At 65.8% G+C, this 22,284-nt stretch carries 19 protein-coding genes and 1 tRNA gene; 10 read left to right on the top strand and 10 right to left on the bottom strand.

Translation table 11 applies throughout. The features are described from left to right. Positions 1–38: 38 nt before the first annotated feature. Together LHL23_RS10385 and rsmI are read right to left on the bottom strand one after the other, a co-directional pair. Positions 39–413, bottom strand: coding sequence for a YraN family protein (locus LHL23_RS10385; RefSeq protein ID WP_226429796.1), 375 nt, complete (start codon positions 411–413; stop codon positions 39–41). Positions 414–416: 3 nt separating this feature from the next. Further along, on the bottom strand, positions 417–1,274 hold the full coding sequence (gene rsmI / locus LHL23_RS10380) for a 16S rRNA (cytidine(1402)-2'-O)-methyltransferase (protein ID WP_222481763.1): 858 nt from the start codon (positions 1,272–1,274) through the stop codon (positions 417–419). An 87-nt stretch (positions 1,275–1,361) separates the two neighbouring features. On the opposite strand from rsmI, the gene LHL23_RS10375 reads away from it, so the two are divergent. From LHL23_RS10375 to LHL23_RS10355, 5 genes are all read left to right on the top strand, one after another. Then, the gene (locus LHL23_RS10375) at positions 1,362–2,528 is read left to right on the top strand and encodes a penicillin-binding protein activator (protein WP_226429795.1); all 1,167 of its coding nucleotides are present in this window, start codon (positions 1,362–1,364) and stop codon (positions 2,526–2,528) included. Then, entirely contained in the window at positions 2,488–5,328 is a 2,841-nt protein-coding gene (locus LHL23_RS10370; protein WP_226429794.1) for a [protein-PII] uridylyltransferase, read from the top strand. Before LHL23_RS10375 ends, LHL23_RS10370 begins: the two co-directional genes overlap by 41 nt. Continuing rightward, positions 5,325–6,875 (top strand): murein biosynthesis integral membrane protein MurJ, encoded by a 1,551-nt coding sequence (gene murJ, locus LHL23_RS10365; RefSeq protein ID WP_226429793.1) that lies wholly within the window; start codon positions 5,325–5,327, stop codon positions 6,873–6,875. The genes LHL23_RS10370 and murJ overlap by 4 nt, the downstream gene beginning before the upstream one ends. Continuing rightward, positions 6,872–7,453, top strand: coding sequence for a Crp/Fnr family transcriptional regulator (locus LHL23_RS10360; protein WP_226429792.1), 582 nt, complete (start codon positions 6,872–6,874; stop codon positions 7,451–7,453). Before murJ ends, LHL23_RS10360 begins: the two co-directional genes overlap by 4 nt. Before the next feature lie 93 nt (positions 7,454–7,546). Further along, complete coding sequence (locus LHL23_RS10355; RefSeq protein ID WP_222481758.1) at positions 7,547–7,744, top strand: YgaP family membrane protein; 198 nt, start codon at positions 7,547–7,549, stop codon at positions 7,742–7,744. Between the two features lie 229 nt (positions 7,745–7,973). Here the strand turns inward: LHL23_RS10355 and LHL23_RS10350 are convergent, their stop codons facing one another. Beyond that, complete coding sequence (locus LHL23_RS10350; RefSeq protein ID WP_222481757.1) at positions 7,974–8,660, bottom strand: rhomboid family intramembrane serine protease; 687 nt, start codon at positions 8,658–8,660, stop codon at positions 7,974–7,976. A gap of 99 nt (positions 8,661–8,759) precedes the next feature. Here LHL23_RS10350 and trpS point away from each other — a divergent pair, with 99 nt between their 5' ends. Beyond that, on the top strand, positions 8,760–9,788 hold the full coding sequence (gene trpS / locus LHL23_RS10345) for a tryptophan--tRNA ligase (RefSeq protein ID WP_222481756.1): 1,029 nt from the start codon (positions 8,760–8,762) through the stop codon (positions 9,786–9,788). 153 nt (positions 9,789–9,941) lie between these two features. Further along, positions 9,942–11,840, top strand: coding sequence for an OmpA family protein (locus LHL23_RS10340; protein ID WP_226429791.1), 1,899 nt, complete (start codon positions 9,942–9,944; stop codon positions 11,838–11,840). A gap of 69 nt (positions 11,841–11,909) precedes the next feature. Here LHL23_RS10340 and LHL23_RS10335 read toward each other — a convergent pair whose 3' ends face one another. The 5 genes from LHL23_RS10335 to paaG form a co-directional block, all read right to left on the bottom strand. Further along, positions 11,910–12,119 (bottom strand): hypothetical protein, encoded by a 210-nt coding sequence (locus LHL23_RS10335; RefSeq protein ID WP_222481754.1) that lies wholly within the window; start codon positions 12,117–12,119, stop codon positions 11,910–11,912. 62 nt (positions 12,120–12,181) lie between these two features. Continuing rightward, complete coding sequence (locus LHL23_RS10330; RefSeq protein WP_226429790.1) at positions 12,182–12,778, bottom strand: TetR/AcrR family transcriptional regulator; 597 nt, start codon at positions 12,776–12,778, stop codon at positions 12,182–12,184. 16 nt (positions 12,779–12,794) lie between these two features. Continuing rightward, positions 12,795–14,105, bottom strand: a complete 1,311-nt coding sequence (paaK, locus tag LHL23_RS10325) for a phenylacetate--CoA ligase PaaK (protein WP_222481752.1) — start codon at positions 14,103–14,105, stop codon at positions 12,795–12,797. Positions 14,106–14,120: 15 nt separating this feature from the next. Continuing rightward, positions 14,121–14,546, bottom strand: coding sequence for a hydroxyphenylacetyl-CoA thioesterase PaaI (gene paaI / locus LHL23_RS10320; protein WP_226429789.1), 426 nt, complete (start codon positions 14,544–14,546; stop codon positions 14,121–14,123). 2 nt (positions 14,547–14,548) lie between these two features. After that, positions 14,549–15,334 (bottom strand): 2-(1,2-epoxy-1,2-dihydrophenyl)acetyl-CoA isomerase PaaG, encoded by a 786-nt coding sequence (gene paaG, locus LHL23_RS10315; RefSeq protein ID WP_226429788.1) that lies wholly within the window; start codon positions 15,332–15,334, stop codon positions 14,549–14,551. Positions 15,335–15,461: 127 nt separating this feature from the next. Here paaG and paaZ point away from each other — a divergent pair, with 127 nt between their 5' ends. From paaZ to LHL23_RS10300, 3 genes are all read left to right on the top strand, one after another. Then, positions 15,462–17,492, top strand: coding sequence for a phenylacetic acid degradation bifunctional protein PaaZ (paaZ, locus tag LHL23_RS10310; protein ID WP_226429787.1), 2,031 nt, complete (start codon positions 15,462–15,464; stop codon positions 17,490–17,492). Between the two features lie 83 nt (positions 17,493–17,575). Further along, positions 17,576–18,376: a PaaX family transcriptional regulator C-terminal domain-containing protein gene (locus LHL23_RS10305; protein WP_226429786.1), complete on the top strand. Its 801-nt coding sequence runs from the start codon at positions 17,576–17,578 to the stop codon at positions 18,374–18,376. Between the two features lie 193 nt (positions 18,377–18,569). Then, positions 18,570–18,646: transfer RNA gene (locus tag LHL23_RS10300), tRNA-Met, on the top strand. 138 nt (positions 18,647–18,784) lie between these two features. Here LHL23_RS10300 and LHL23_RS10295 read toward each other — a convergent pair. After that, positions 18,785–19,768, bottom strand: a complete 984-nt coding sequence (locus tag LHL23_RS10295) for a GlxA family transcriptional regulator (protein WP_226429785.1) — start codon at positions 19,766–19,768, stop codon at positions 18,785–18,787. A 23-nt stretch (positions 19,769–19,791) separates the two neighbouring features. Beyond that, positions 19,792–22,266, bottom strand: coding sequence for a GcvT family protein (locus tag LHL23_RS10290; RefSeq protein WP_226429784.1), 2,475 nt, complete (start codon positions 22,264–22,266; stop codon positions 19,792–19,794). Positions 22,267–22,284: the final 18 nt, after the last annotated feature.

Below are 22,284 nucleotides of genomic sequence, written 5' to 3'. Positions count from 1 at the left end.
GCCCAGCGCTGTCCCGGGTTCAATGGGTCAGGCGCAGTTCAGTCCATCCCGAAGGCGTTTTCAATGATCTCCACCGCGCCTGAGCCGTCCACCAGCGCCGCGTCGAACCGCACCGGCGTCAGCTGGCCCTGCGGCTCGTACTCCAGATACTGCCCGGCACTGGCATAGATCCGCTCCGCCTGCCGCGGTGTGATGCGCCGGGCCGCGCTTGCGCTGGTGGCGCTGTGCTTCACCTCGACAAACACCAGTTCCCCGGGGCCGCGCAGGATCAGGTCGATCTCGCCGCCCGGCCCGCGCCAGCGCCGCTCGGCCACGGAGTAGCCGCGGTTTTCATAGTGGCGCGCCACGATTTCCTCCGCCGCCTCGCCGGCCAGATGCGCGCGGGCGCCGCGGTGCTGGCGGGCGCGTGTCATGCCTCAGCCGCCCTTCGCCAGCTGCAAAGCCATCTGGTAGACCTTGCGCCGGGGCAGCCCGTGCATCTCGGCAACGATCCCGGCGGCATCCTTGACCGAATTGCCCTGCAGCGCGGCCTGCAGGTCGCTTTCCAGATCACCCTCGCTGACTTCCGCCTCCTGCGCGCGGTCGACCAGCAGCACGATCTCGCCCTTGACCGGGCTTTCCTCCAAACCCGCTGCCAGATCGGTCAGCGGCGCCCGGCGCACCTCCTCGAATTTCTTGGTCAGTTCGCGGCACAGCGCGGCAGGGCGGTTGCCCAGCACCGCCGCCATGTCGGCAACCGAGGCGGCCACCCGTTTCGGCGATTCATAAAAAATCAGCGTGCCGGGAATTTCCCGCAGTTCTTCCAGCCGCTTGCGCCGGGCACCCGAGGCATTGGGCAGGAAGCCTGCAAAGAAGAACGCATCTGTCGGCAGCCCTGCCAGCGTCAGCGCGGTGGCCGCGGCAGAGGCCCCGGGGGCGCACGTGACGGTATGGCCCGCCTCCGCCGCCGCACGGCTGAGGTCAAAGCCGGGGTCCGCAATCAGCGGCATCCCGGCCTCAGACGCGTAGGCAACCGATTTCCCCTCGCCAATCGCTTCCAGCAGTTTGGCCCGCGCGCCGGTGCCGCTGTGGTCGTGGTAGGCGATGATCCGCCGCCCGCCCAGCGGCACCCCGTGAATCTCCATCAGCTTGCGCAGCGAGCGTGTATCCTCAGCCGCAAGCACATCGGCCGAAGCCAGCACATCCAGCGCCCGCAGGGTAATGTCGCGGGCGGTGCCGATCGGCGTGGCAACAAAGTACAGCCCGGGGGACAATATGACATTCTGGTGATTCAACGCTGGACCCGCCTTTTTGGTCGTTTATGATCCGCCCTAAAACCCACACGGCGCTGCCGCGCCGGGAGAACGGAGTTTCAAGCCATTATGTTTGCTGTTTTCAAACGCGCCCGCAAGGCGGCTCTGACAGCCGCCGCGGCAGTTTCCGCCATTGCCCTTACCGCCTGTGACCCGATTGCCGTTGGCACCGGCCCGACCATTAACACCTCCAAACCCGTTCCGGTGGCGCTGCTGGTGCCGCGCGGCTCTGCGCAGCAGGGCGACAGCGTGCTGGCAAAGAGCCTGGAAAACGCCGCCCGCATGGCAATTGCCGATCTGGACGGCGTGCAGATCGACCTGCGGGTCTATGACACCGCAGGCAGCCCCGAGGTGGCCTCCAGCGCCGCGCAGCAGGCGCTGAGCGACGGCGCCCGGGTCATTCTAGGCCCGGTTTATGCCGAAGCCGCCAATGCGGCCGGCATCACGGCCCGCCAGCGCGGCGTGAACGTGCTGGCCTTTTCCAACAACCCGGCCATTGCCGGCGGCAACGTCTTTATCCTCGGGCCGACCTTCGACAACACCGCGCGGCGGCTGACCAGCTTTGCCGCCCGCAACGGCAAGCGCAACATCCTGATCGTCGGCGGCAATGATGCCGCGGGCGTGGCAGGCCGCAACGCGATCCAGCGCGCGGCCAGCGAAACCGGCGCCAGCGTCGCGGGCAGCGTCGGCTATGAGCTGTCCCAGCAAGGCGTGATCAACGCCATCCCCGCCATCCGCAGCGAAGCCGCCGGCGCAGACGCCGTGTTCCTGACGTCGACAACCGCCGGTGCGCTGCCGCTGCTGGCGCAGCTGATGCCGGAAGCCGGTGTCGATCCGGCAGAAAAGCAGTACATCGGCCTGACCCGCTGGGATATCCCGCCGCAGACCCTGTCCCTGCCCGGCGTGCAGGGCGGCTGGTTCGCCCTGCCGGATCAAAGCAAGGTGCAGCAGTTCAGCGCCCGCTACCAGGCAAGCTATGGCGCCGCTCCGCATTCCATCGGCAGCCTGGCCTATGACGGCATCGCCGCCATCGGCGCGCTGGTTGCGGCCGGCAAGTCCGACGCCCTGACCGCGGGCGCCCTGACCCAGGGCGCAGGCTTCCAAGGCGCAGGCGGCATCTTCCGTCTGCGGCCCGACGGCACCAATGAGCGCGGTCTGGCGGTTGCCTCCATCCAAGAACAGAAAGTCGTGATCATTGACCCAGCCCCAAGCAGCTTCGCAGGCGCCGGTTTCTGACCCTGCCGCCCGCCCTGCAAAAGCCTCTGCCAATGGCCTGCCGCAACCGCTGGGACCGCTGATCTGCAGCCCGCCGGACATCTTTGACGCCGGCAGCATCCGGGCGCAGATCAAGGCGCTGGCAGAGGACACGCCCGCCGCGGCCCTGCGCAGCGAGACGGTGAAAATCCTGAAGGCCGCCAACAAGGCCGGCCGCGCAGCAATTGCCGAGGCCTTTGCTGCGCAGCCCTTTGCCGCGCGGGAGATGGCCCGCTCCTACACCTTCCTGACCGACGGGCTGGTGACCACCGCGCTTTATGTCGCCGGCGAGCTGCTGCACCCGCTGGCCACCCCGACCCAGGGCGAGCGCATCGCGGTACTGGCGGTGGGCGGTTACGGCCGGGGGGAAATGGCGCCGGCCTCGGACGTCGACCTGCTGTTCCTGACCCCCTACAAGATCACCGCCTGGGCGGAGAGCGTGATTGAATCCATGCTTTACATCCTGTGGGACCTGCGGCTGAAGGTGGGCCATGCCAGCCGCACCATCAAGGACTGCATCCGGCTGGGCAGCGAAGACTACACCATCCGCACGGCAATGCTGGAGCACCGGTTCCTGGCAGGCCACGCCCCCTTGGCCAAGGAGCTGGACAAGCGCCTCAAGAAGGAGCTGTTTTCCCAGGACGCGCAGGAATTTGTCGAAGCCAAGCTGGCTGAACGGGATGCCCGCCACCTGAAGCAGGGCCAGCGCTATATGGTCGAGCCCAACGTGAAGGAGGGCAAGGGCGGCCTGCGCGACCTGCAGTCGCTGTTCTGGATCGCCAAGTATCTCTACCAGGTGAAAGATGCCGAGGAACTGGTGCCGCTGGGGCTGTTCCGCGCCGAGGAGATGGAGCTGTTTGCCAAGGCCGCCACGTTCCTGTGGGCGGTGCGCGCGCATCTGCATCTGGCAACCGGGCGCGCCACCGAGCAGCTGACTTTCGACCTGCAGGTCGAGGTGGCCAGCCGCATGGGCTACGAGGACAAGGCCGGCCGCCGCGGCGTGGAAGTGTTCATGCAGGAGTATTTCCGCCACGCCACCCGGGTCGGCGACCTCACCCGCATCTTCCTGACCAAGCTGGAGGCCAGCCAGCAGAAGAACGCGCCGCTCCTAGAGCGGATCTTCCGCCGCCGCCCGCGGATCAAGCCCGGCTACAAAGTGGTGCACAACCGGCTGGATGTGGTCGACCCCAAGGCCTTCCTGGAAGACCGGGTCAACCTGCTGCGGCTGTTCGAGGAAGCGCTGCGCACCGGCATGCTGATCCACCCGGACGCGATGCGGCTGGTGACGGCCAACCTGCACCTGATCGACGAGGACATGCGCAACGACAAGGAGGCGCGGAAGCTTTTCCTCGACCTTCTGCTGAAACACGGCAATTCCGAACGCGCCCTGCGGCGGATGAACGAACTCGGTGTGCTGTCGGCCTTCCTGCCGGAGTTCGAACCCATCGTGGCGATGATGCAGTTCAACATGTATCATTCCTACACGGTGGATGAGCACACCATTCAGGTCATCGCCAATTATGCCGCCATCGAGCGCGGCGAGCTGGAGGACGAACTGCCGCTCTCCTCTGAAATCCTGCGCAAGGGCTTGAACCGCAAGGTGCTGATGGTGGCGATGCTGCTGCATGACATCGGCAAGGGCCGCGAGCAGGACCATTCGATCCTGGGCGCCCAGATCGCCCGCAAGGTGGCGCCCAGGCTGGGGCTGAAGCCTTCGGAATGCGAAACCGTGGAATGGCTGGTGCGCTATCACCTGCTGATGTCGGACATGGCGCAGAAGCGCGACATCGCCGACCCGCGCACGGTGCGCGACTTCGCCAAGGCTGTGCAGACTGTCAAACGGCTGGACCTTCTGCTGCTGCTGACCGTCTGCGATATCCGCGGCGTCGGCCCGGACACCTGGAACAACTGGAAGGCCGCGCTGCTGCGGGCGCTCTACGCCCAGACCCGCGCTGCGCTGGAGGGCGGCATGGAGGCGCTGAACCGCGAACACCGCGGCGCGTCGGCCAAGAAGGCCCTGCGCGAGGCGCTGCCGGACTGGTCCAAGGCCGACCTCAAGACCGAGACCGCCCGCCACTACCCGCCCTACTGGCACGGGCTGCATGTGACCGCGCATGTGGACTTTGCCGAAATGCTGCGCGACTTCACCGCCAAGGGGGATCCTGGCGAGGTGATGATCCGGCTCTATCCGGATGTGGACCGCGACGCGACCCGCGCCTGTTTCGTGATGGAGGACCACCCGGGCATCTTTGCCCGCATCGTGGGCGCCCTGGCTCTGGTCGGCGCCAATGTGGTGGACGCGCGTTCCTACACCACCAAGGACGGCTATGTGACCGATGCCTTCTGGATTCAGGACAGCGAAGGCCACCCCTTCGATCCGATCCGCCTGCACCGGCTCAAGCAGATGATCGAAAAGACCCTCAAGGGCGAGGTCATCACCCGCGACGCTCTGAAATCCCGCGACAAGATCAAGAAGCGGGAACGCGCCTTCAAGGTGCCGACCCATATCACCTTCGATAACGAGGGTTCGGAGATCTACACCATCATCGAGGTCGATACCCGCGACCGGCCCGGCTTGCTGTACGATCTGGCCCGCACCCTGGCGGCTGCCAATGTCTATATTGCCAATGCGGTGATCGCGACCTATGGCGAGCAGGTGGTGGATGCCTTCTATGTCAAGGACATGTTCGGTTTGAAATACTACTCGGAGTCCAAGCAGCGGACGCTGGAGAAGAAGCTGCGCGCAGCCATTGCCGAAGGCGCAAAACGGGCGGATACATGAAACCGATCAAATTGCTGTCGGGCTTCCTGACCGTCGGGTTCTGGACGCTGGCCAGCCGCCTTCTGGGCTTTGCCCGCGAGATCCTGATTGCCGCCTTCATCGGGCCCGGACCGGTTCTGGACGCCTTCATCGTGGCCTTCCGCCTGCCCAACATGTTCCGCCGCTTCTTTGCCGAAGGCGCCTTCAACGCAGCCTTCGTCCCGGCCTTCTCCAAACGCTATGAGGCAGGCGAGGACCCCGCACACTATGCCCAGCAGGCCTTCAACCTGCTGGCGGCGGCAGTGCTGGCGCTGGTCGGGCTGGCCATGGTGTTCATGCCCGGGCTGGTCTGGCTGACGGCGGGCGGATTCGTCGGCGATGCGCGCTTCGACATGGCTGTGGGGTACGGCCACATCGTCTTTCCCTACATCCTGTTCATGTCGCTGGCAGCCCTCTTCTCCGGGGTGCTGAACGCCACCGGGCGGTTTGCCGCCGCCGCGGCGGCGCCGGTGCTGCTCAACATCTTCACCTGCGCGGCCATGACGGCCGGCGCAGTGCTGGGCGGTGACGTGATCGTCTGGCTGGTCTGGACCATTCCGGTGGCCGGCGTGGCCCAGCTGGCGCTGGTCTGGGCCGCGGCGGCCCGCGCAGGCTTTGTCCTTCGCCCCGGCCTGCCGCGCTGGAATGCCGAGATGCGCGATCTGGTGCGGGTGGCGGTGCCCGCCGCCCTGGCCATGGGGGTCACCCAGATCAACCTTGTTGTCGGCCAGTATGTGGCATCCGACATCGAAAAGGCGGCCAGCTGGCTGTTCATTGCCGACCGCCTCTACCAGCTGCCGCTGGGCGTGGTGGGTATTGCCGTCGGCATCGTGCTGCTGCCCGCGCTGTCCCGCCGCCTGCGCGCAGGCGACAGCACCGGCTCCCAGGACGCCCTGTCGCGCGCGGGGGAGTTTTCGCTGCTGCTGGCGGTGCCCTCGGCCGTGGCCTTCATGACGGTTCCGGTGCCGCTGGTCTCGGTTCTCTATGAACGCGGTGCCACCGGCCCGGAGGATGTGGCCGCCATCGCCATTGCCGTTGCCATCTACGGCGCAGGGCTGCCTGCCTTCATGCTGCAAAAGGTGCTGCAGCCCCTGTATTTTGCGCGCGAGGACACCAGGACCCCGTTCCGCTATGCGCTGGTGGCCATGGTGGTGAACGCAGGCCTGGCCTTTGGCCTGAAACCGGCGCTGGGCTGGATCGCCCCCGCCATTGCCGCCTCTGCCGCAGGCTGGGCAATGGTGGCGCTGCTGGCCCTCGGCGCCCGCGGCATGGGGGAGGGGGCCCGGTTCGACGCCCGCTTCCGCCGCCGCGCCTGGCGCATCCTGGCGGCCTCCGCCGTCATGGGGGCGGTGCTCTACACGGTGGCCGCCGCCGCGGGCTGGCTGTTCACGCTGGACTACTGGCGCTACCTGTCGCTGCTTGGCCTGGTGGTGCTGGGCGGCACGGTCTACTTCACGGCCGGTCAGGCCCTCGGCGCCTTCCGCCTGTCGGAGTTCCGCAGCGCCCTCAGCCGCCGGAAACAGGCATGAGCCGCCTTTCCTGCCCCGCCGGCACCGTGCTGTTCCGCCCCGGGCAGGAGTGCCCCGGCTTTGTCCGGCTCACCTCCGGCAGCATCAAGGTCACCCTGACCGCCGCCAACGGCCGCGAAGTCGTGCTGTACCGCGTCAGCCCCGGCGACGTCTGCCTGCAGACCTTTGCCTGCCTGACGGACGGGCGCAGCTATGCGGCCGAGGGCGTGGCAGAAACCGCGCTGGAGGGCGAGATCATCCCGCATCCCGCCTTCCGCCAGTCGATGTCGGAGGACGGCGCATTCCGCAGCGAAGTGCTGACCGCCGTTGCCCGCCGCTTTGCCGATTACGAACAGCTGGTGGAGGATGTCGCCCTCACCGGCTTTGATGCCCGCCTTGCCCGGGTGCTGCTGCGGCTTGCAGGGGAAGGCGGCAGCCTCCGCATCACCCATGACGCGCTGGCCGCCGAAACCGCTTCCGGCCGCGCCTTTGTCACCCGGCGGCTGCGGGAATTCGCCCGGATGGGGCTGGTGGAAACCGGCCGCGGCCAGCTGCGCATCCTTGACCGCCGCGGGCTGGAGCAGATTGCGGAAGATTAAGCTTGAGCTTTGGTGACACTGTCACCGACAGCGCCCCGCGCCTGGCCTAGAAAGAACTCGCAATTCCGCAAGTGAGTTCGAAAGGACAGAACAATGCCCCGCAACGAAGGCACTCTCGACCGCGCCCTGCGCATCATCCTCGGCCTGATCCTGCTGTCGCTGGTCTTCACCGGCCCGCAAACCCTGTGGGGGCTGATCGGCCTGGTGCCGCTGCTGACCGGCCTGATCGGCTACTGCCCGCTCTATCAGATCCTTGGCCTCAGCACCTGCCCGCTGAAGAAGCAGGGCTGAAACCTCCCGGCAAATCCCGGGTCAATGGCGGCATAGCCGCCGCGCGGCACGCGCGGTTCACCCTTGAGACGGGATTGGCCGGAAATACACTGAGTAAGGCGCCTTCAGGGCAGACCTGCCCCTGAAGCGCCTCTCGGCAAATCCTCCGCAGCGCGCAACGCGCGCTGCCTGGCCCAACGGCTGGACATGCCCCGCCAGGGGCCTGAACAGCGGGCGGGAGATCCTTGCCTCAATCGTGGCGGATACGGTTCCTGATCCGTGCCCAGCCGCCCGGCGCCAGGAAAAACGACAGGCCGAACCCGGTGGCAAAGCCCGTCAGATCCGCCACCCAGTCCTTCTGGCCGCCAAACAGCAGCCCGAACAGCAGCTGCGCCCCCATCAGGAAGGCAATCAGCGTGAACGCCCGTCCTTGCTGCGCCCCGACAGAGGCCAGCGAGCGCCACAGCAGGAAGGTGAACGCGCCGATCAGCCCGTATACGGCCGGAAAGCCGCCCACCAGCGGCACCGGCGAATTGACCAGCAGCGCATAGCCCAGCGCCCCGCCGGCCCCGGACAGCAGGAAGATGAGGACCATTGCCAGGTCTCCCATCACCTCGCCCACCATCTTGCCCATCGCCAGCACAAACACGCAGACAAACAGCGCGTGGGTAAAGGCGCCATGCACGAAGATATAACTGACAAACCGGATCAGATGCTCCGGCAGCCAGCGCCCGCTTTCCTGCATCCACCAGAAAATATCGCTGGAAAACGCATAGGATTGCACCGCTTCCAGCCGCCAGCCGATCGCCTCCGGACCGCCCAGGATGCCGCGCGCGCCCAGCGAGAACACCGCCTCGATGCCGATGATGACCAGCACCAGCGCCACCACGGCGGCGGGCAGCGGGTTGATGGGGGCATTATGGGGCTGGGTGCTCATCCGGACTCCTTGCGGCACGGAATCCCCCGCGCCTGTTGACCTATCCTGGCCCCATGGGTAAGCGACGATGGTGCATAATTCCAGACGGGAGTTTCCGCGATGAGCGAAACCAGCTTCACCCCGCGCGTGTTTTCGGGGATCCAGCCTTCGGGCAACCTGCACTTGGGGAATTACCTCGGTGCGCTGAAGCGCTTCGTGGACTGGCAGGCCAAGGATATCGAGACCATCTACTGCATGGTCGACCTGCATGCGATCACCGTCTGGCAGGACCCCGCGGATCTGAAGAAATCCACCCGCGAGCTCTGCGCCGGCTTCATTGCCGCCGGCATCGACCCGGAGAAATCCATCCTGATCAACCAGTCCCAGGTGCCGGAACACGCGCAGCTGGCCTGGGTGTTCAACTGCGTCGCCCGCATGGGCTGGATGCAGCGGATGACCCAGTGGAAGGACAAGGCGGGCAAGAACCAGCAGAACGCTTCGCTGGGCCTGTTTGCCTACCCGGCGCTGATGGCGGCCGACATTCTCGTCTACCACGCCACCCATGTGCCGGTGGGCGAGGACCAGAAGCAGCATCTGGAGCTGACCCGCGACATCGCGATCAAGTTCAACCACGACTATGGCGTGGACTTCTTCCCGGAGACCGAGCCGGTGATCGAAGGCGCGGCCACCCGGGTGATGTCCCTGCGCGACGGCTCCAAGAAAATGTCGAAATCGGACCCCTCGGATGCCAGCCGCATCAACCTGACCGATGACGCCGACGCCATCGCCAAGAAAATCCGCAAGGCCAAGACCGACCCCGAGGCGCTGCCCTCCGAGGCGGACGGCCTGGAGGACCGCCCGGAAGCGCGCAACCTGATCAATATCTACGCGGCCCTGAACGAGCAGACCGTGGAGCAGGTGCTGGCCGACGTCGGCGGCCGCCAGTTCTCAGAGTTCAAGCCGATGCTGGCGGATCTGGCGGTCTCCAAGCTGGCGCCGATCTCCACCGAGATGGCGCGGCTGATGCAGCAGCAGGACGAGATCGACAAGATCCTGGCCCGCGGCGCCGAGCGCGCCCGCGCGATCACCGCGCCGATCCTGCGCCAGACCTACGACATCATCGGCATGGTGCCGCCGCCGGCGCTCTGACGCCTAGCGCCCTGGCCCGGCCAGCGGAAATCAGCCTGACCCAAGCCGCCCCAGCCCGGGGCGGCTTTTCTTTTTGCCGCGCGATGCGCAACTAACCCGGTGTTTATCCGTTATCCTTGTGCGGCCACGTGCCGGAACAAGAAAGGAACCGAAATGAAACCGGGAATTTTCAAATCATCCACGGCGCTGGCAGTGATGATCTCGCTGGCGGCCCCGCTGCCCGCCCTGTCGCAGAACCAGGGTGGCAAGCAGATTGACCTCGCGCAGATGTCCGCGGCTGAAATCGGCGATCTAGTGGAGCGCTGCCGAAAGCGCGCCGAGCGGCGGCAGAAGAAGCTGGAGGCCGGCCAGGAGATCGAGGAGAAGACCGGCAAGGTTGCCAAGTTCTGCCAGGCCTATGGCGAAGGCGCATTTGACGCCGCCCTGCCCGCAGACTTCCAGTCCGCCAGGGTTCTGGCAGGCATTGGTGCTAGGGAAGCCGAAGCAGAAACCGCAGTTGCCGTCGATCAGGCAGCGGAAGCACAGGCCGGGGCGCTGGCAGACCCGCAAACCGGGCAGCAGGAAGTTCAGGAACAAACTTCTGCAGCCGAAGCGCAGGCACTGGCTGAGGCCCTGGCCCAAGAAGAAACTGAAGCTCAGGCCGCAGCTGAGCAACAAGCGCAAGCTGAGGCTGAAGCCCAAGCTGCAGCAGCAGCACAGGCCGAGGCTCAGGCAGCAGCAGAAGCGCAAGCAGAGGCCGAGGCACAGGCTGCGGCGGAAGCGCAGTCTGAGGCTCAGGCAGACCCGCAAGCCGGTCAGCAGGCTGAAAACGGCACTGCAGCGGCCGGTGGCACCAGCGCCGAGGAAATCGCAGCGGACCTCGCCCAGTCACAAGGCGCGGCCGGCGAAGAAACCGACAATCCCGAGCTGGTCGAACAGGACAGCCAGGCCCAGGCTGATGCCCTGGCCGAGGAAAGCAGCGAATCCGCAGCAGCTGCTGCAGCGGCCGCGGACAGCGGGGTTGCTGAGGGCGAAGCGGAAGTGACCGAGGAAGTGGTCACCGAAGAGACCGCACGCAGCTCCGACGAGGAATTCGAAACCGCGGCCGGCGCAAACGCCCAGGCTGAATCTCAGGCGTCCGGCCAGCAGTCCGATTCCGCCAGCGAAGAGGATGACAGCGGCCTGTCCACCCGCCAGCGCAACGCCCTGCTTGGCCTTGGCGCCCTGGCGATCGGAACACTGCTCAACAACGGCGGCAAGGTGGTTTCCAACTCCGGCGACCGCGCCATCGTCGAGCAGGACGGCCAGTACCGCGTCCTGAAGGACGATGATGCGCTGCTGCGCCAGCCGGGCTCCAACGTGACCACCTACCGGTTCCAGGACGGCTCTACCCGCACCGTGGTGGTGCGCGAGAACGGCGTTGAGGTGGAAACCATCCGCTCCGCCGAGGGCCGGGTGCTGCGCCGCACCAAACTGATGCCGGACGGCCGCAGCGTGGTGCTGTTCGACGACACTCAAAAGGCCGAGCGTGTAGTGGTCAACGAGCTGCCGCAGGGGCAGGACAACCGCCGCGCCTTTTCCAGCACCGGCGCGGTCTCGGCTGAGGACCTGGCCGCGGCGCTGGCCGCACAGGAAGCCAAGACCGTGGACCGCCGCTTCTCGCTGGCGCAGATCCGCAACATCGACGCGGTGCGCCGCCTGACCCCGGTGATCAACGTGGATTCGGTCAATTTCGACACCGGCTCTTCGGTGATCCGCCCGCAAGAGGCAGAAGAACTGGCAACCCTCGGCAACGCGCTGCGCGACCTGATCGACCGCAACCCGGGCGAAGTGTTCCTGATCGAAGGCCATACCGATGCCGTGGGTGCCGCGACCTACAATCTGGCCCTGTCGGACCGGCGCGCCGAAACCGTGGCGCTGGCGCTGACGGAGTATTTCGGCGTGGCGCCGGAAAACATGGTGGTGCAGGGCTATGGCGAAAGCGACCTGGCCGTCAGCACCCTGGCAGCCGAACGCGCCAACCGCCGCGTCGCGGTGCGCCGCATCACCCAGCTGCTGGGCAACCCGGGCTGACCGGCCTGAAACCGGCCAGATCTGAGAAGAAACAGCACCCGGCGGGACATTCCGCCGGGTGTTTCGCTGTTACTCTGCCGGAGTCCTCTTGCGTGACAGAAGACCGTACTTCAACGCAAACCGCTTCCAGGAAAACCGCCTCCGGCCGGCCGCCGCCTTCGGCTTGCCCGCCGTGCGGTCGAACTCATACATGTCAATGGCCCGCTCGGCACAGCCGCAAGCCTCGCCCAGTCCAACCTTCCTGTAATAGAAGTTTTCGAAGCTCTCAGGTTTCCGCATGGCATCCTCCGATCCCAAGGCAGGATAGCCCGGAAAGGCGGATACGCAAAACCGCGCCGCTGTCAGAGCCCCTTGACCCCGCTCAGCGTCAGGTCCGCCACCAGCCCGGCGTAATCCTCGCGCGCCTTTGAGCCGGCGCCGGAGTTCCACATGTAATACCAGTTCAGCATGCCAAAGACCGACATCGTGGCGCCGCGCAGCTTGGCTGCGTCACCGTTGAAAATCTCCGGCGCCACGTCCTTCAGCGCATCGCTCATGAACTGGACCATCTCGCGCTGGTAGCCGCGCAGATGCTTCTGCTGCTCCTCCGGCAGCGCCCCCATCGCGCCCAGCTGCACCTGATGCTCATGATCCGCGCCCTGATAGGCCAGCATGATCTCGGACACGATGCGGCGCAGCCGGTCCTCCGTGCCAAGGCCCTCCAGGTCCACTCCGCAGACCCGGTCGCGCAGCTCGCTCAGGTAGGTATCAAGGAGGCCGTAGAGCACGGCATCCTTGCTGTCGTAGTAGTGGTAGATATTTGCCTTGGAGATCCCGCACTCCCGCGCCAGCTGGGTCATCGACGCACGGTCGTAGCCGGAGTCGGCAAACACCTTGGCTGCCGATTTCAGGATCTGCGCGCGTTTCTCATCGTGGTCTTTTGCGATCGTACGGGCCAAGGCTCACTCTCCCGGGTCAGGACTTGCTGCGGTTGTCGACGACGCGCTTGGCCTTGCCCTGGCTGCGCTCGACGGACCCCGGGTCGCCTACAATGATCTCGGTCGAAACGCCAACCATATCCTTGATCCGCTTGGTCAGCATCCGCGCCGCGGCGGTCTTGCTCAGCTCGTCGGTGGCATCCGGATTGGCCTCCACAAACACCCGCATCGCGTCCATGCGGCCGGATTTGTAGAGCTCGATCTGGTAGTAGGGCGCGAGGCCGCCGGTCGCCAGCAGCTGCTCCTCCACCTGGCTGGGGAACACGTTGACGCCGCGCAGGATGATCATGTCGTCGCTGCGGCCGGTGATCTTCTCCATCCGCCGCATCGAGCGTGCGGTGCCCGGCAGCAGGCGGGTCAGATCGCGGGTGCGGTAGCGGATCATCGGCAGGCCTTCCTTGGTCAGCGTGGTGAACACCAGCTCGCCCAGCTCGCCATCCGGCAGCACTTCGCCGGTCTGCGGGTCGATGATCTCCGGCAGGAAGTGGTCCTCCCAGATCACCGGGCCGTCCTTGGTCTCGACGCATTCATTGGCCACGCCCGGCCCCATGATCTCGCTGAGGCCGTAGATATCGACCGCATGCATGTCAAAGGCCTCCTCGACCTCTTTGCGCATCGCATCGGTCCAGGGCTCAGCGCCAAAGACACCTACCTTCAGCGAGCACTCACGCGGGTCCATGCCGACCTTGTGGTACTGCTCCAGGATGTTGAGCATGTAGGAGGGCGTCACCATGATGCCGTCAGGTTTGAAGTCGGTGATCAAGCCAACCTGCTTCTCGGTCTGGCCGCCTGACATCGGCACCACGGTCGCGCCCAGGCGCTCGATCCCGTAATGCGCGCCAAGGCCGCCGGTGAACAGGCCGTAGCCGTAGGCGTTATGCACCATGTCGCCCTTGCGCAGGCCCGAGGCACGCAGGGACCGCGCCACCAGATCCGCCCAGTTCGAAATGTCATTGGCGGTATAGCCCACAACCGTCGGCTTGCCGGTGGTGCCGGAGGACGCATGCAGGCGGATGATTTCACTGCGCGGCACAGCAAACAGGCCGAACGGATAATTGTCCCGCAGGTCGTTCTTGTAGGTGAAGGGGAACTTGGCCAGGTCCTTCAGCTCCTGCAGGTCGTCCGGATGCACGCCGGCCTCGTCGAACCGCTGCTTGTACATCGGCACGTTGTCATAGGCGTGGCGCACCGACCACTTCAGCCGCTCCAGCTGTAAGCTGCGGATTTCGTCGATCGAGGCGATCTCGATCGGGTCCAGTTCACCCTTCTTGGGGCTCAGGTCTTCCATGGCGTCCTCCACACCTTATTCGTCAAACAACTGGCCTTTGACCGCCCGGGAGAAGCCCCGGAACTCGGCGATCTGCTGGCCGTCCTGGTTGGTCACTGTCACGTCGTAAATGCCGCTGCGCCCGGTCAGGGAAATCTCGCGGGCCGTGGCAATCAGCTTGTCGCCCAGCCGTCCCGGCGCGGTGAAGCTGATCACGTTGTGCTGCGCTACTGTCGACTGGTTGCGGCTGTTGCAGGCAAAGGCAAAGGCGCTGTCGGCCAGCATGAAGGTCACGCCGCCGTGGCAGATGCCGTGGCCGTTGCAGTGGTGCTGGGCAATGGTCAGCTCCAGCGTGGCCTCGCCCTCGTCCACATGGGTGATCTCCATCCCCGCCCATTTGGACGCGTGGTCGTCCGCCCACATAGCGGCGGCGGATTTCTGGGCGCGTTCTTTCGGGGTCATGGTCATTTGCCCTTGAATGCGGGCGCGCGCTTTTCCAGGAAGCTGGCCACGCCCTCGGCGTAATCCGCGCTTTCGCCGCAGGTCTTCATCGCGTCCGCCTCGATCTCCAGCTGGTCGGACAGCGTGTTGACCGCCGCGGCCTGGATGCACTGTTTGGTCAGCCCCAGACCCAGCGTCGGGCCGTTGGCGAATTTCTCTGCCATCGCGCGGGCCTCTGCCATCAGCGCGTCATCCGGCAGCGCCTTCCAGATCAGGCCCCAGTCCTCGGCCTTCTTCGCAGGCAGCGGCTCAGCGGTCAGCGCCAGCCCTTTCGCGCGGGCCTCGCCCAGCAGCCGCGGCAGATGCCAGCTGCCGCCGGTGTCCGGGATCAGGCCAACCTTGGAAAACGACTGGATGAACTTGGCGCTTTCCGCCGCCAGCACCATGTCGCAGGCCAGCGCCAGATTGGCGCCCGCCCCGGCCGCCACGCCGTTCACCGCGCAGATCACCGGGAAGTTCAATTCACGGATCAGCCGCACCAGCGGCGCATAGAAGGTGCGCACGGTCTGGCTCAGGTCCGGCGGCCCGTCCATCTTGCGCGGGTCGCGGTCGCCCAGATCCTGGCCGGCGCAAAAGCCGCGCCCGGCGCCGGTCAGCAGCACCGCGCGGGCGCCGCCGTCGCGTGCGCCTTCCAGCGCGGCGCGCAAGGCGTTGTGCATGTCCTCGTTGAAACTGTTCAGCCGGTCCGGGCGGTTCAGGGTGATCTCCACCCAGGTCCCGTGGTCCTCAACCAGAATCGTATCGCTCATCGCTCCCTCACCCTGTCAGCGGCGCATTTGACAAACTTCTTGCATAAACCGACCGGACGGTCAATATATCTCAGCATCGGATTCCAGCCAGCCGGCCCCGCGCCGGCCTGATGAAAAGGACGACATGATGAGCCTTCTAGAGATTTCCAGCTTTGCAGCGGGTCAATGGGTCGCACCGGGCGCAGGCGCCCGCAACATCGCCAGCGCCATCACCGGCGAGGTGATCGCCAGCGCCGGCAACGACGCGCTCGACGTGCAAGCAATGCTCGACTACGCCCGCACGGTGGGCGGCGCCAACCTGCGCAAGCTGACCTTCCACGACCGCGCCCGGATGCTGAAGGCGCTGGCAGGCCACCTGAACCAGCACAAGCAGGCGCTCTATGATCTGTCGTTCAACACCGGCGCTACCCAGTCCGACCACATGATCGACATCGACGGCGGCATTGGCACCATGTTCGTCTTCGCCTCCAAGGGCCGCCGCGAGATGCCGGACGCCCATGTCTACCTCGACGGCGACGTGGAGCAGCTCAGCCGCAACGGCACCTTCCTGGGCCAGCACATCTGCACCCCGCTGCGCGGCGTCGCAGTGCATATCAACGCCTTCAACTTCCCGGTCTGGGGCATGCTGGAAAAACTGGCCCCCACCCTGCTCGCTGGTGTCCCCGCCATCGTGAAACCGGCCACCAACAGCTGCTACGTGACGGAGCTGGCGGTAAAACTGATGCTCGACAGCGGCATCCTGCCCGAGGGCGCGCTGCAGCTGGTCTCCGGCGGCCTCGGCGACATGCTGGACCATCTGACCATGCAGGACGTGGTTAGCTTCACCGGCTCCGCCAGCACCGCGCTGAAACTGCGCGCCAACCCGGTGATCCTGGAAAATTCGGTTCGCTTCGTGGCCGAACAGGACAGCCTCAACGCCTCGATCCTGGGCCCTGACGCGCAGCCCGGCACGCCGGAGTTCGACCTCTTCGTCAAAGAAGTCAGCCGCGAGATGACCACCAAGGCGGGTCAGAAATGCACCGCCATCCGCCGCATCATTGCACCGCAAGCGCAGGTGGACGCGGTGATCGAGGCGCTCTCTGCCCGGCTGGCAAAAACCCGGATCGGCGACCCCCGCCTGGAAACCACCCGCATGGGCGCGCTGGTCTCGGGCAGCCAGAAACGCGACGTGCTGGAGAAGGCAGCAATCATCGGCCAAGAGGCCGAGCGCGTCTTCGGCAACCCGGACAGCTTCTCCGTTGATGGCGCCGACGCAGAAAAAGGCGCCTTTGTGCCGCCGATGCTGTTCCACTGCGCCGACCCGGACAAGGCACAGCGCGTGCACGACACCGAGGCCTTCGGCCCCGTCTCCACCATCATGGGCTACCGCGATCTGGACCACGCGATCGATCTGGCCAACCGCGGCCAGGGCTCGCTGGTGGCCTCTGTCATCACCCACGATCCGGCTGTAGCCCGCGAGGTCGCCATCGGCGCTGGCGCCTATCACGGCCGCCTCTACTTCAACAACCGCGACTCGATGAAAGAATCGACCGGCCACGGCTCCCCCCTGCCCCACATGGTGCATGGCGGTCCGGGCCGCGCCGGCGGCGGCGAGGAGATGGGCGGCGTGCGCGGCGTCAAACACTACATGCAGCGCACCGCCATCCAGGGCTCGCCCGACATCCTGTCGGCAATCGGCGACAAATGGGTCGCGGGTGGAACCGAGATCGAAGGCCCCGCACACCCCTTCACCCGCAAATTCGGCGACCTGGCGATCGGCGAGACCCTGCACACCGCCCCGCGCACCGTCACGTTGGAGGACATCGAGACCTTTGCCCATTTCACCGGCGACACCTTCTATGCCCACATGGACGACGAAGCCGCCAAACGGAACCCGTTCTTCCCGGGCCGCGTCGCCCATGGCTACCTGCTCCTGTCCTTTGCCGCGGGCATGTTCGTGCAGCCGGACGAAGGCCCGGTTCTGGCCAACACCGGCCTCGACAATCTGCGCTTCATGAAGCCCATTTCCGCAGGCGAAAGCATCAAGGTCCGCCTGACGGTCAAGAAGAAGACTCCCCGCAATGAGGAATACGGGGAGGTCCGCTGGCATGTCACCCTGACCAACCAGGACGGCGAGGTCGCAGCAGAATATGAACTGCTGACAATGAACGCCTTCTGAGGCTGCGCAAAATTGGTGGCAGCGGCTCCGCTGCGCCGCGCCCGGACTGGCTTTACCGGTCCGGGCGAACTATGTTTATCCCTATGAACGAACAGCATAACCTCTGGTTTGACGCCACTGTCCAGCAGCTGAACGACCCGCAGAACCAGCGGGTCTGGTCAGTGATCGTTTCCCTGTTCGGCGATCTGGCCCAGGACAAGGGCGCCCGGATCAGCGGCAGCGCCCTGACCCGCATCATCACCCCGATGGGAATCAAGCCAGAAGCAATCCGTGTGGCGCTGCACCGGCTGCGCAAGGACGGCTGGATCGAAAGCACCCGCGCGGGCCGCGCCTCGGTGCATTACCTGACCGAATACGGCCGTAGCCAGTCCGCCGCTGTCACGCCGCGAATCTACGGGCGCTGCCCCGCAGCCCCAAGCAACTGGCACCTGCTGATTGCCGAAGACGGCGCCGGCCAGGCGACCCTGGACGAGGTTCTGCTGCTGCCAAGCTACGTTGCGGTGAACCGCACCACCGCCCTTGGCCACGGGCCGGTGCCCCGCAGCCTGGACGACCTGATGGCAGCGGAAGTCAGCTCAATTGCGGTGCCGGACTGGCTGAAGGCGCGGCTGTTCCCGGACCACCTGCGCGAGGCCTGCGCGGCTTTGCAGAAGGATCTGGAACAGATTTCCGCCCCGCCCGCGGGCCTGACAGCCGCACAAACGGGGACACTGCGAACCCTGATCGTGCACCGCTGGCGCCGCGTGGTGCTGCGCCACCCGGATCTGCCGCCTGGCTTCCACCCCGGCGACTGGTCCGGCGAGACCTGCCGCGCACTGGTGTTTGCCCTGCTGGACCAGCTGCCGCGCCCCGGCCTGGCGGCCCTTGATACCCTGCCGGACTAGGCGCTGCCGGAGCCCGCGCACCCGCACCGGCGAGGCGGGCTCTGCCCGGCTGCCCCAACCAGAGCCACCCTGCAAGTCATTGATTTTACTTCACTCCCTAAGGGGTTCAGAAAAATTTCAACAGAAACGGCGATTCTTCCGCTTTTCCGCTTGACCCGGCTGGCGGCATTCCGTAAATCGCCCCCACCAGAGCGGCGGAGTAGCTCAGTTGGTTAGAGCAGCGGAATCATAATCCGCGTGTCGGGGGTTCAAGTCCCTCCTCCGCTACCACCCTTCCCGAGATGACAGGTTGAACGGCAGCACAGCTTGCGCTGATGCAGACGCCGTTTGTGTTGCGGTTAGTTCTGTAGCTTGATGCGCCTCAACGCGCCCCTCACGCACCCGAAAGGCGCAAGGGCGGCTCCCCTTTCAGAACGGCCGCTCCTGATGCGGGGACTTGCCGAAATAGCGGCGGTAGACCTTGGCGAAATGGGTTTGGCTGTTGAAGCCCGCCGCCAGCGCCACATCGATGATGCGCATGTTGGTCTGCAAGAGCAGGCTGCGGGCATAGTCCAGCCGCAACCGGGTGTAATAGACCTTGGGGGTAGTCTGCAGGTATTTCGAGAACAGCCGCTCCAGCTGCCGCACCGACAGGCCGACCAGATCGGCGATGCGGCCCGGCGTCAGCGGCTCCTCCAGATTGCTCCGCATCAGGCTGAGCGCCGCAGCCAGTTTTTCGTGCCGCACACCGGTGCGCCCGAACTCGGACACTGTCTGGTCCTGGCTGCCCTTGCGCGCCGTAGAGCAGACCATCAGATCCGCCGCCGCTGTCGCCACATCCCCGCCGTGCTGGTCCGATATCAGGTTCAGCATCATGTCCACCGTGGCGGTGCCGCCGGCGCAGGTGATCAGCGTCCCGTCCATAGTGAAAAGCGAGCTTTTCACCTCCACATCCGGGTGCATCTCAGCCAGCGTGGCGCGCTGCGCCCAATGGGCCGAGGCCCGGCGCCCGGACAAGAGGCCCGCCCTAGCCAGCGCCATGATGCCGCCGCCCAGCGCGGCCACCACCAGCCCGGAGCGCTGCGCCTTGCGCAGCCACCCCAGCACCTTTAGCGAGATCCCCGGCTCCGGGCCGCAGCCGCCGCAGACAAAGATCATGCTGCCGCGGGGCAGCTCCGGCAGGCCGCCGTCCACCGCCACGCTCAGCCCGTTGGGGGCGGTAACCGCCAGCCCGTCCTCGCTGACCACGCGCCAGTCATAGCGCGCGGTCCCATCGTGTTTGTTCGCAGCCTCCAGCGCTGCCACCGCACTGGACAGATCCAGCGGCGAGAAGGTCGGCAGCAGCAGGAAGATGCAGCGGCAAGCCGGTCCGGCCTGCACCGCGTCAGGGAGCGTCCGCATGGGTTTAGTCATGATGTCAGCTCCCCCGGCTTGGATCAGGCGCGCATGTTGGCGCCGTTGGCGTCATAGATCGGCGCGCCCAGCACTTCCGCATCATACATCTCGCCCAGGATCTCGACCTGAAGCCTGGTGCCGGCCGCGGCGTGCTCTGCCGAGACATAGCCCATCGCCATCGACGCCTGTGCGTGATGCGCATAGCCGCCGGAGGAGATGTAGCCAACGGCCTCGCCGTCCTTCAGGATCGCCTCGTCGTTGGAGACATCAATGCCGTCCACGTCGATGGTCATGGTGACCAGCTTGCGGCTCGGGCCGGCCTCGCGGGCCTGCAGCGCCGCTTCCTTGCCGACGAAATCCTTCTTCCAGTTGATGAAGACATCCATGCCGCTTTCCGCCGCGTCGAAATCGGGGCGGAAGTCCAGCGTCCAGACACCCCAGCCCTTTTCCAGCCGCATCGACATCAGCGCCCGTGCCCCGTACCAGCGGTAGCCCAGATCGGCGCCCGCCTCCTCGATCGCCTCCGCCAGGCGCAGCAGGTACTGCGGCTTGCAGTAGATCTCGTATCCCAGCTCACCCGAGAAGCTGATCCGATTCAGGATCACCGGCACGCCGCCCACGAATGTCTGGCGCAGGTCGCGGAACTTGAACGCCTCGCCCGATACATCCTCGCGGGTGATCCGCTGCAGCAGCTCCCGCGATTTCGGGCCCGACAGGGCAATCCCGTGCCAGTCGTCGGAAACGTTCTGATAGGTCACACCCGCGGGCAGGTCCTTTTCGAACCAGCGGCGGTGCGCCTCCTGCATCGCGCCGGAGCCGAACAGCATAAAGTGATCCTCACCCAGGCAGGCCACGGTCAGGTCGCCGTACAGCTTGCCCTTGGGCGTCAGCATCGGCGTCAGCGTCAGACGCCCCGGTTTCGGCACATAACCTGCCAGAACCCAGTCCAGATAGGCCCGCGCGCCCGCGCCCTTGAACTCATGCTTGGCAAAGTTGGCAACTTCGATGCCGCCCACGGCTTCGCGCACCGCCTTGACCTCGCGCGCCACGTAATCGTGCGAACGGTTGCGCTCGAAGGTCGGCTCTTCATGCGCGTCCTCCGGACCATCAGCAAACCACAGCGCGTTCTCCAGGCCAAAGCCCTGGCCCATGCGCGCGCCCTTGGCGACCAGCCGGTCATAAAGCGCGGTGGTTTTCTGCATCCGCCCCTTCGGCAAGGTCTCGTTCGGAAAGGTCATCACAAACCGGCGCTCATAGTTCTCGGTCGACTTCACAGTGCCCCAGTCGGGGGTCGCAAACTCGCCAAAGCGCGCCACATCCATCGCCCAGACGTCGATGGACGGCTCGCCGTCGATCATCCACTCCGCCATGGTCAGGCCCACGCCGCCGCCCTGGCAGAAGCCCGCCATCACGCCCACCGCGCACCAGTAGTTCTTCATGCCCGGCACCGGGCCGATCATCGGGTTGCCGTCGGGGCCGAAGGTAAAGGGCCCGTTGATCATGTCCTTGATGCCCGCCTCGCCGATGGCCGGGATACGCTCAAACGACATCTCCAAACGGTCGGCAATCCGGTCCAGATCAGGCTGCAGCAGCTCATGCCCGAAATCCCAAGGCGTGCCGCCCACCTTCCACGGGGTGCCCTTCGGCTCATAGGTGCCCAGCAGCATCCCCTGCCGTTCCTGCCGGAAATAGATGTTGGCCTCATAGTCGATGCCGGCCGGCAGACGGGTCGGGTGGTTGGCGACCGCGTCGATCCTGTCGGTGATCAGATAGTGGTGCTCCATCGGCTGCACCGGCAGGTTGATGCCCTGCATGTGGCCGACTTCCCGCGCCCACAGGCCGCCGCAGTTCACGATATGCTCGGCATTGATCACACCGCGCGGGGTGGTCACATCCCAGCTGCCGTCCGGGCGCTGGTTGGTCGCGGTCACGGGCGTATGGGTGAAATACTGCGCCCCGTGCACCTTGGCCGACTTGGCGAATGCGTAGGTCGCGCCCGACGGGTCCAGATCGCCGTCCTGATCATCCCACAGCGCCGCGTGGTAGTGTTTCGGATCGATCAGCGGGTGGCGCTCGGCCACTTCCTTGGGGCTGATGAACTCCTGGTTCAGCCCCATGTAGCGCGCCTTGGAGCGTTCCCGCTTCAGGTAGTCATACCAGGTCTTGTTCGACGCCAGATAGAACCCGCCGGTGATGTGCAGGCCGACCGAATGGCCAGAGGTCTCCTCGATCTCCTTATAGAGGTCGATGGTATAGCTCTGCAGGCGCGAGATGTTCGGGTCCGAGCTGATGGTATGGATCTGCCCCGCCGCGTGCCAGGAGGAGCCGGAGGTCAGCTCGTCGCGTTCCAGCAGAACCACATCCTTCCAACCGAACTTGGCCAGGTGGAACAGGATCGAGCAGCCAACCACACCGCCGCCGATGATCACCGCCTTGGCGTGGCTCGGCAGCTTCTTGTCTCCGGTGCTCTCCTCCTTGTGGATGTTGAGCGTCGATTGGGCAAAATTGTCTGACATGGGTTTGTCCTCAGATCT

Origin of the sequence: Leisingera sp. McT4-56 (genome assembly GCF_020514995.1) — a bacterium.
GTDB lineage: Bacteria > Pseudomonadota > Alphaproteobacteria > Rhodobacterales > Rhodobacteraceae > Leisingera > Leisingera aquaemixtae_A.
The sequence above is the reverse complement of the archived record's forward strand: the minus strand, read 5'-3'. Positions and strand labels throughout refer to the sequence as shown.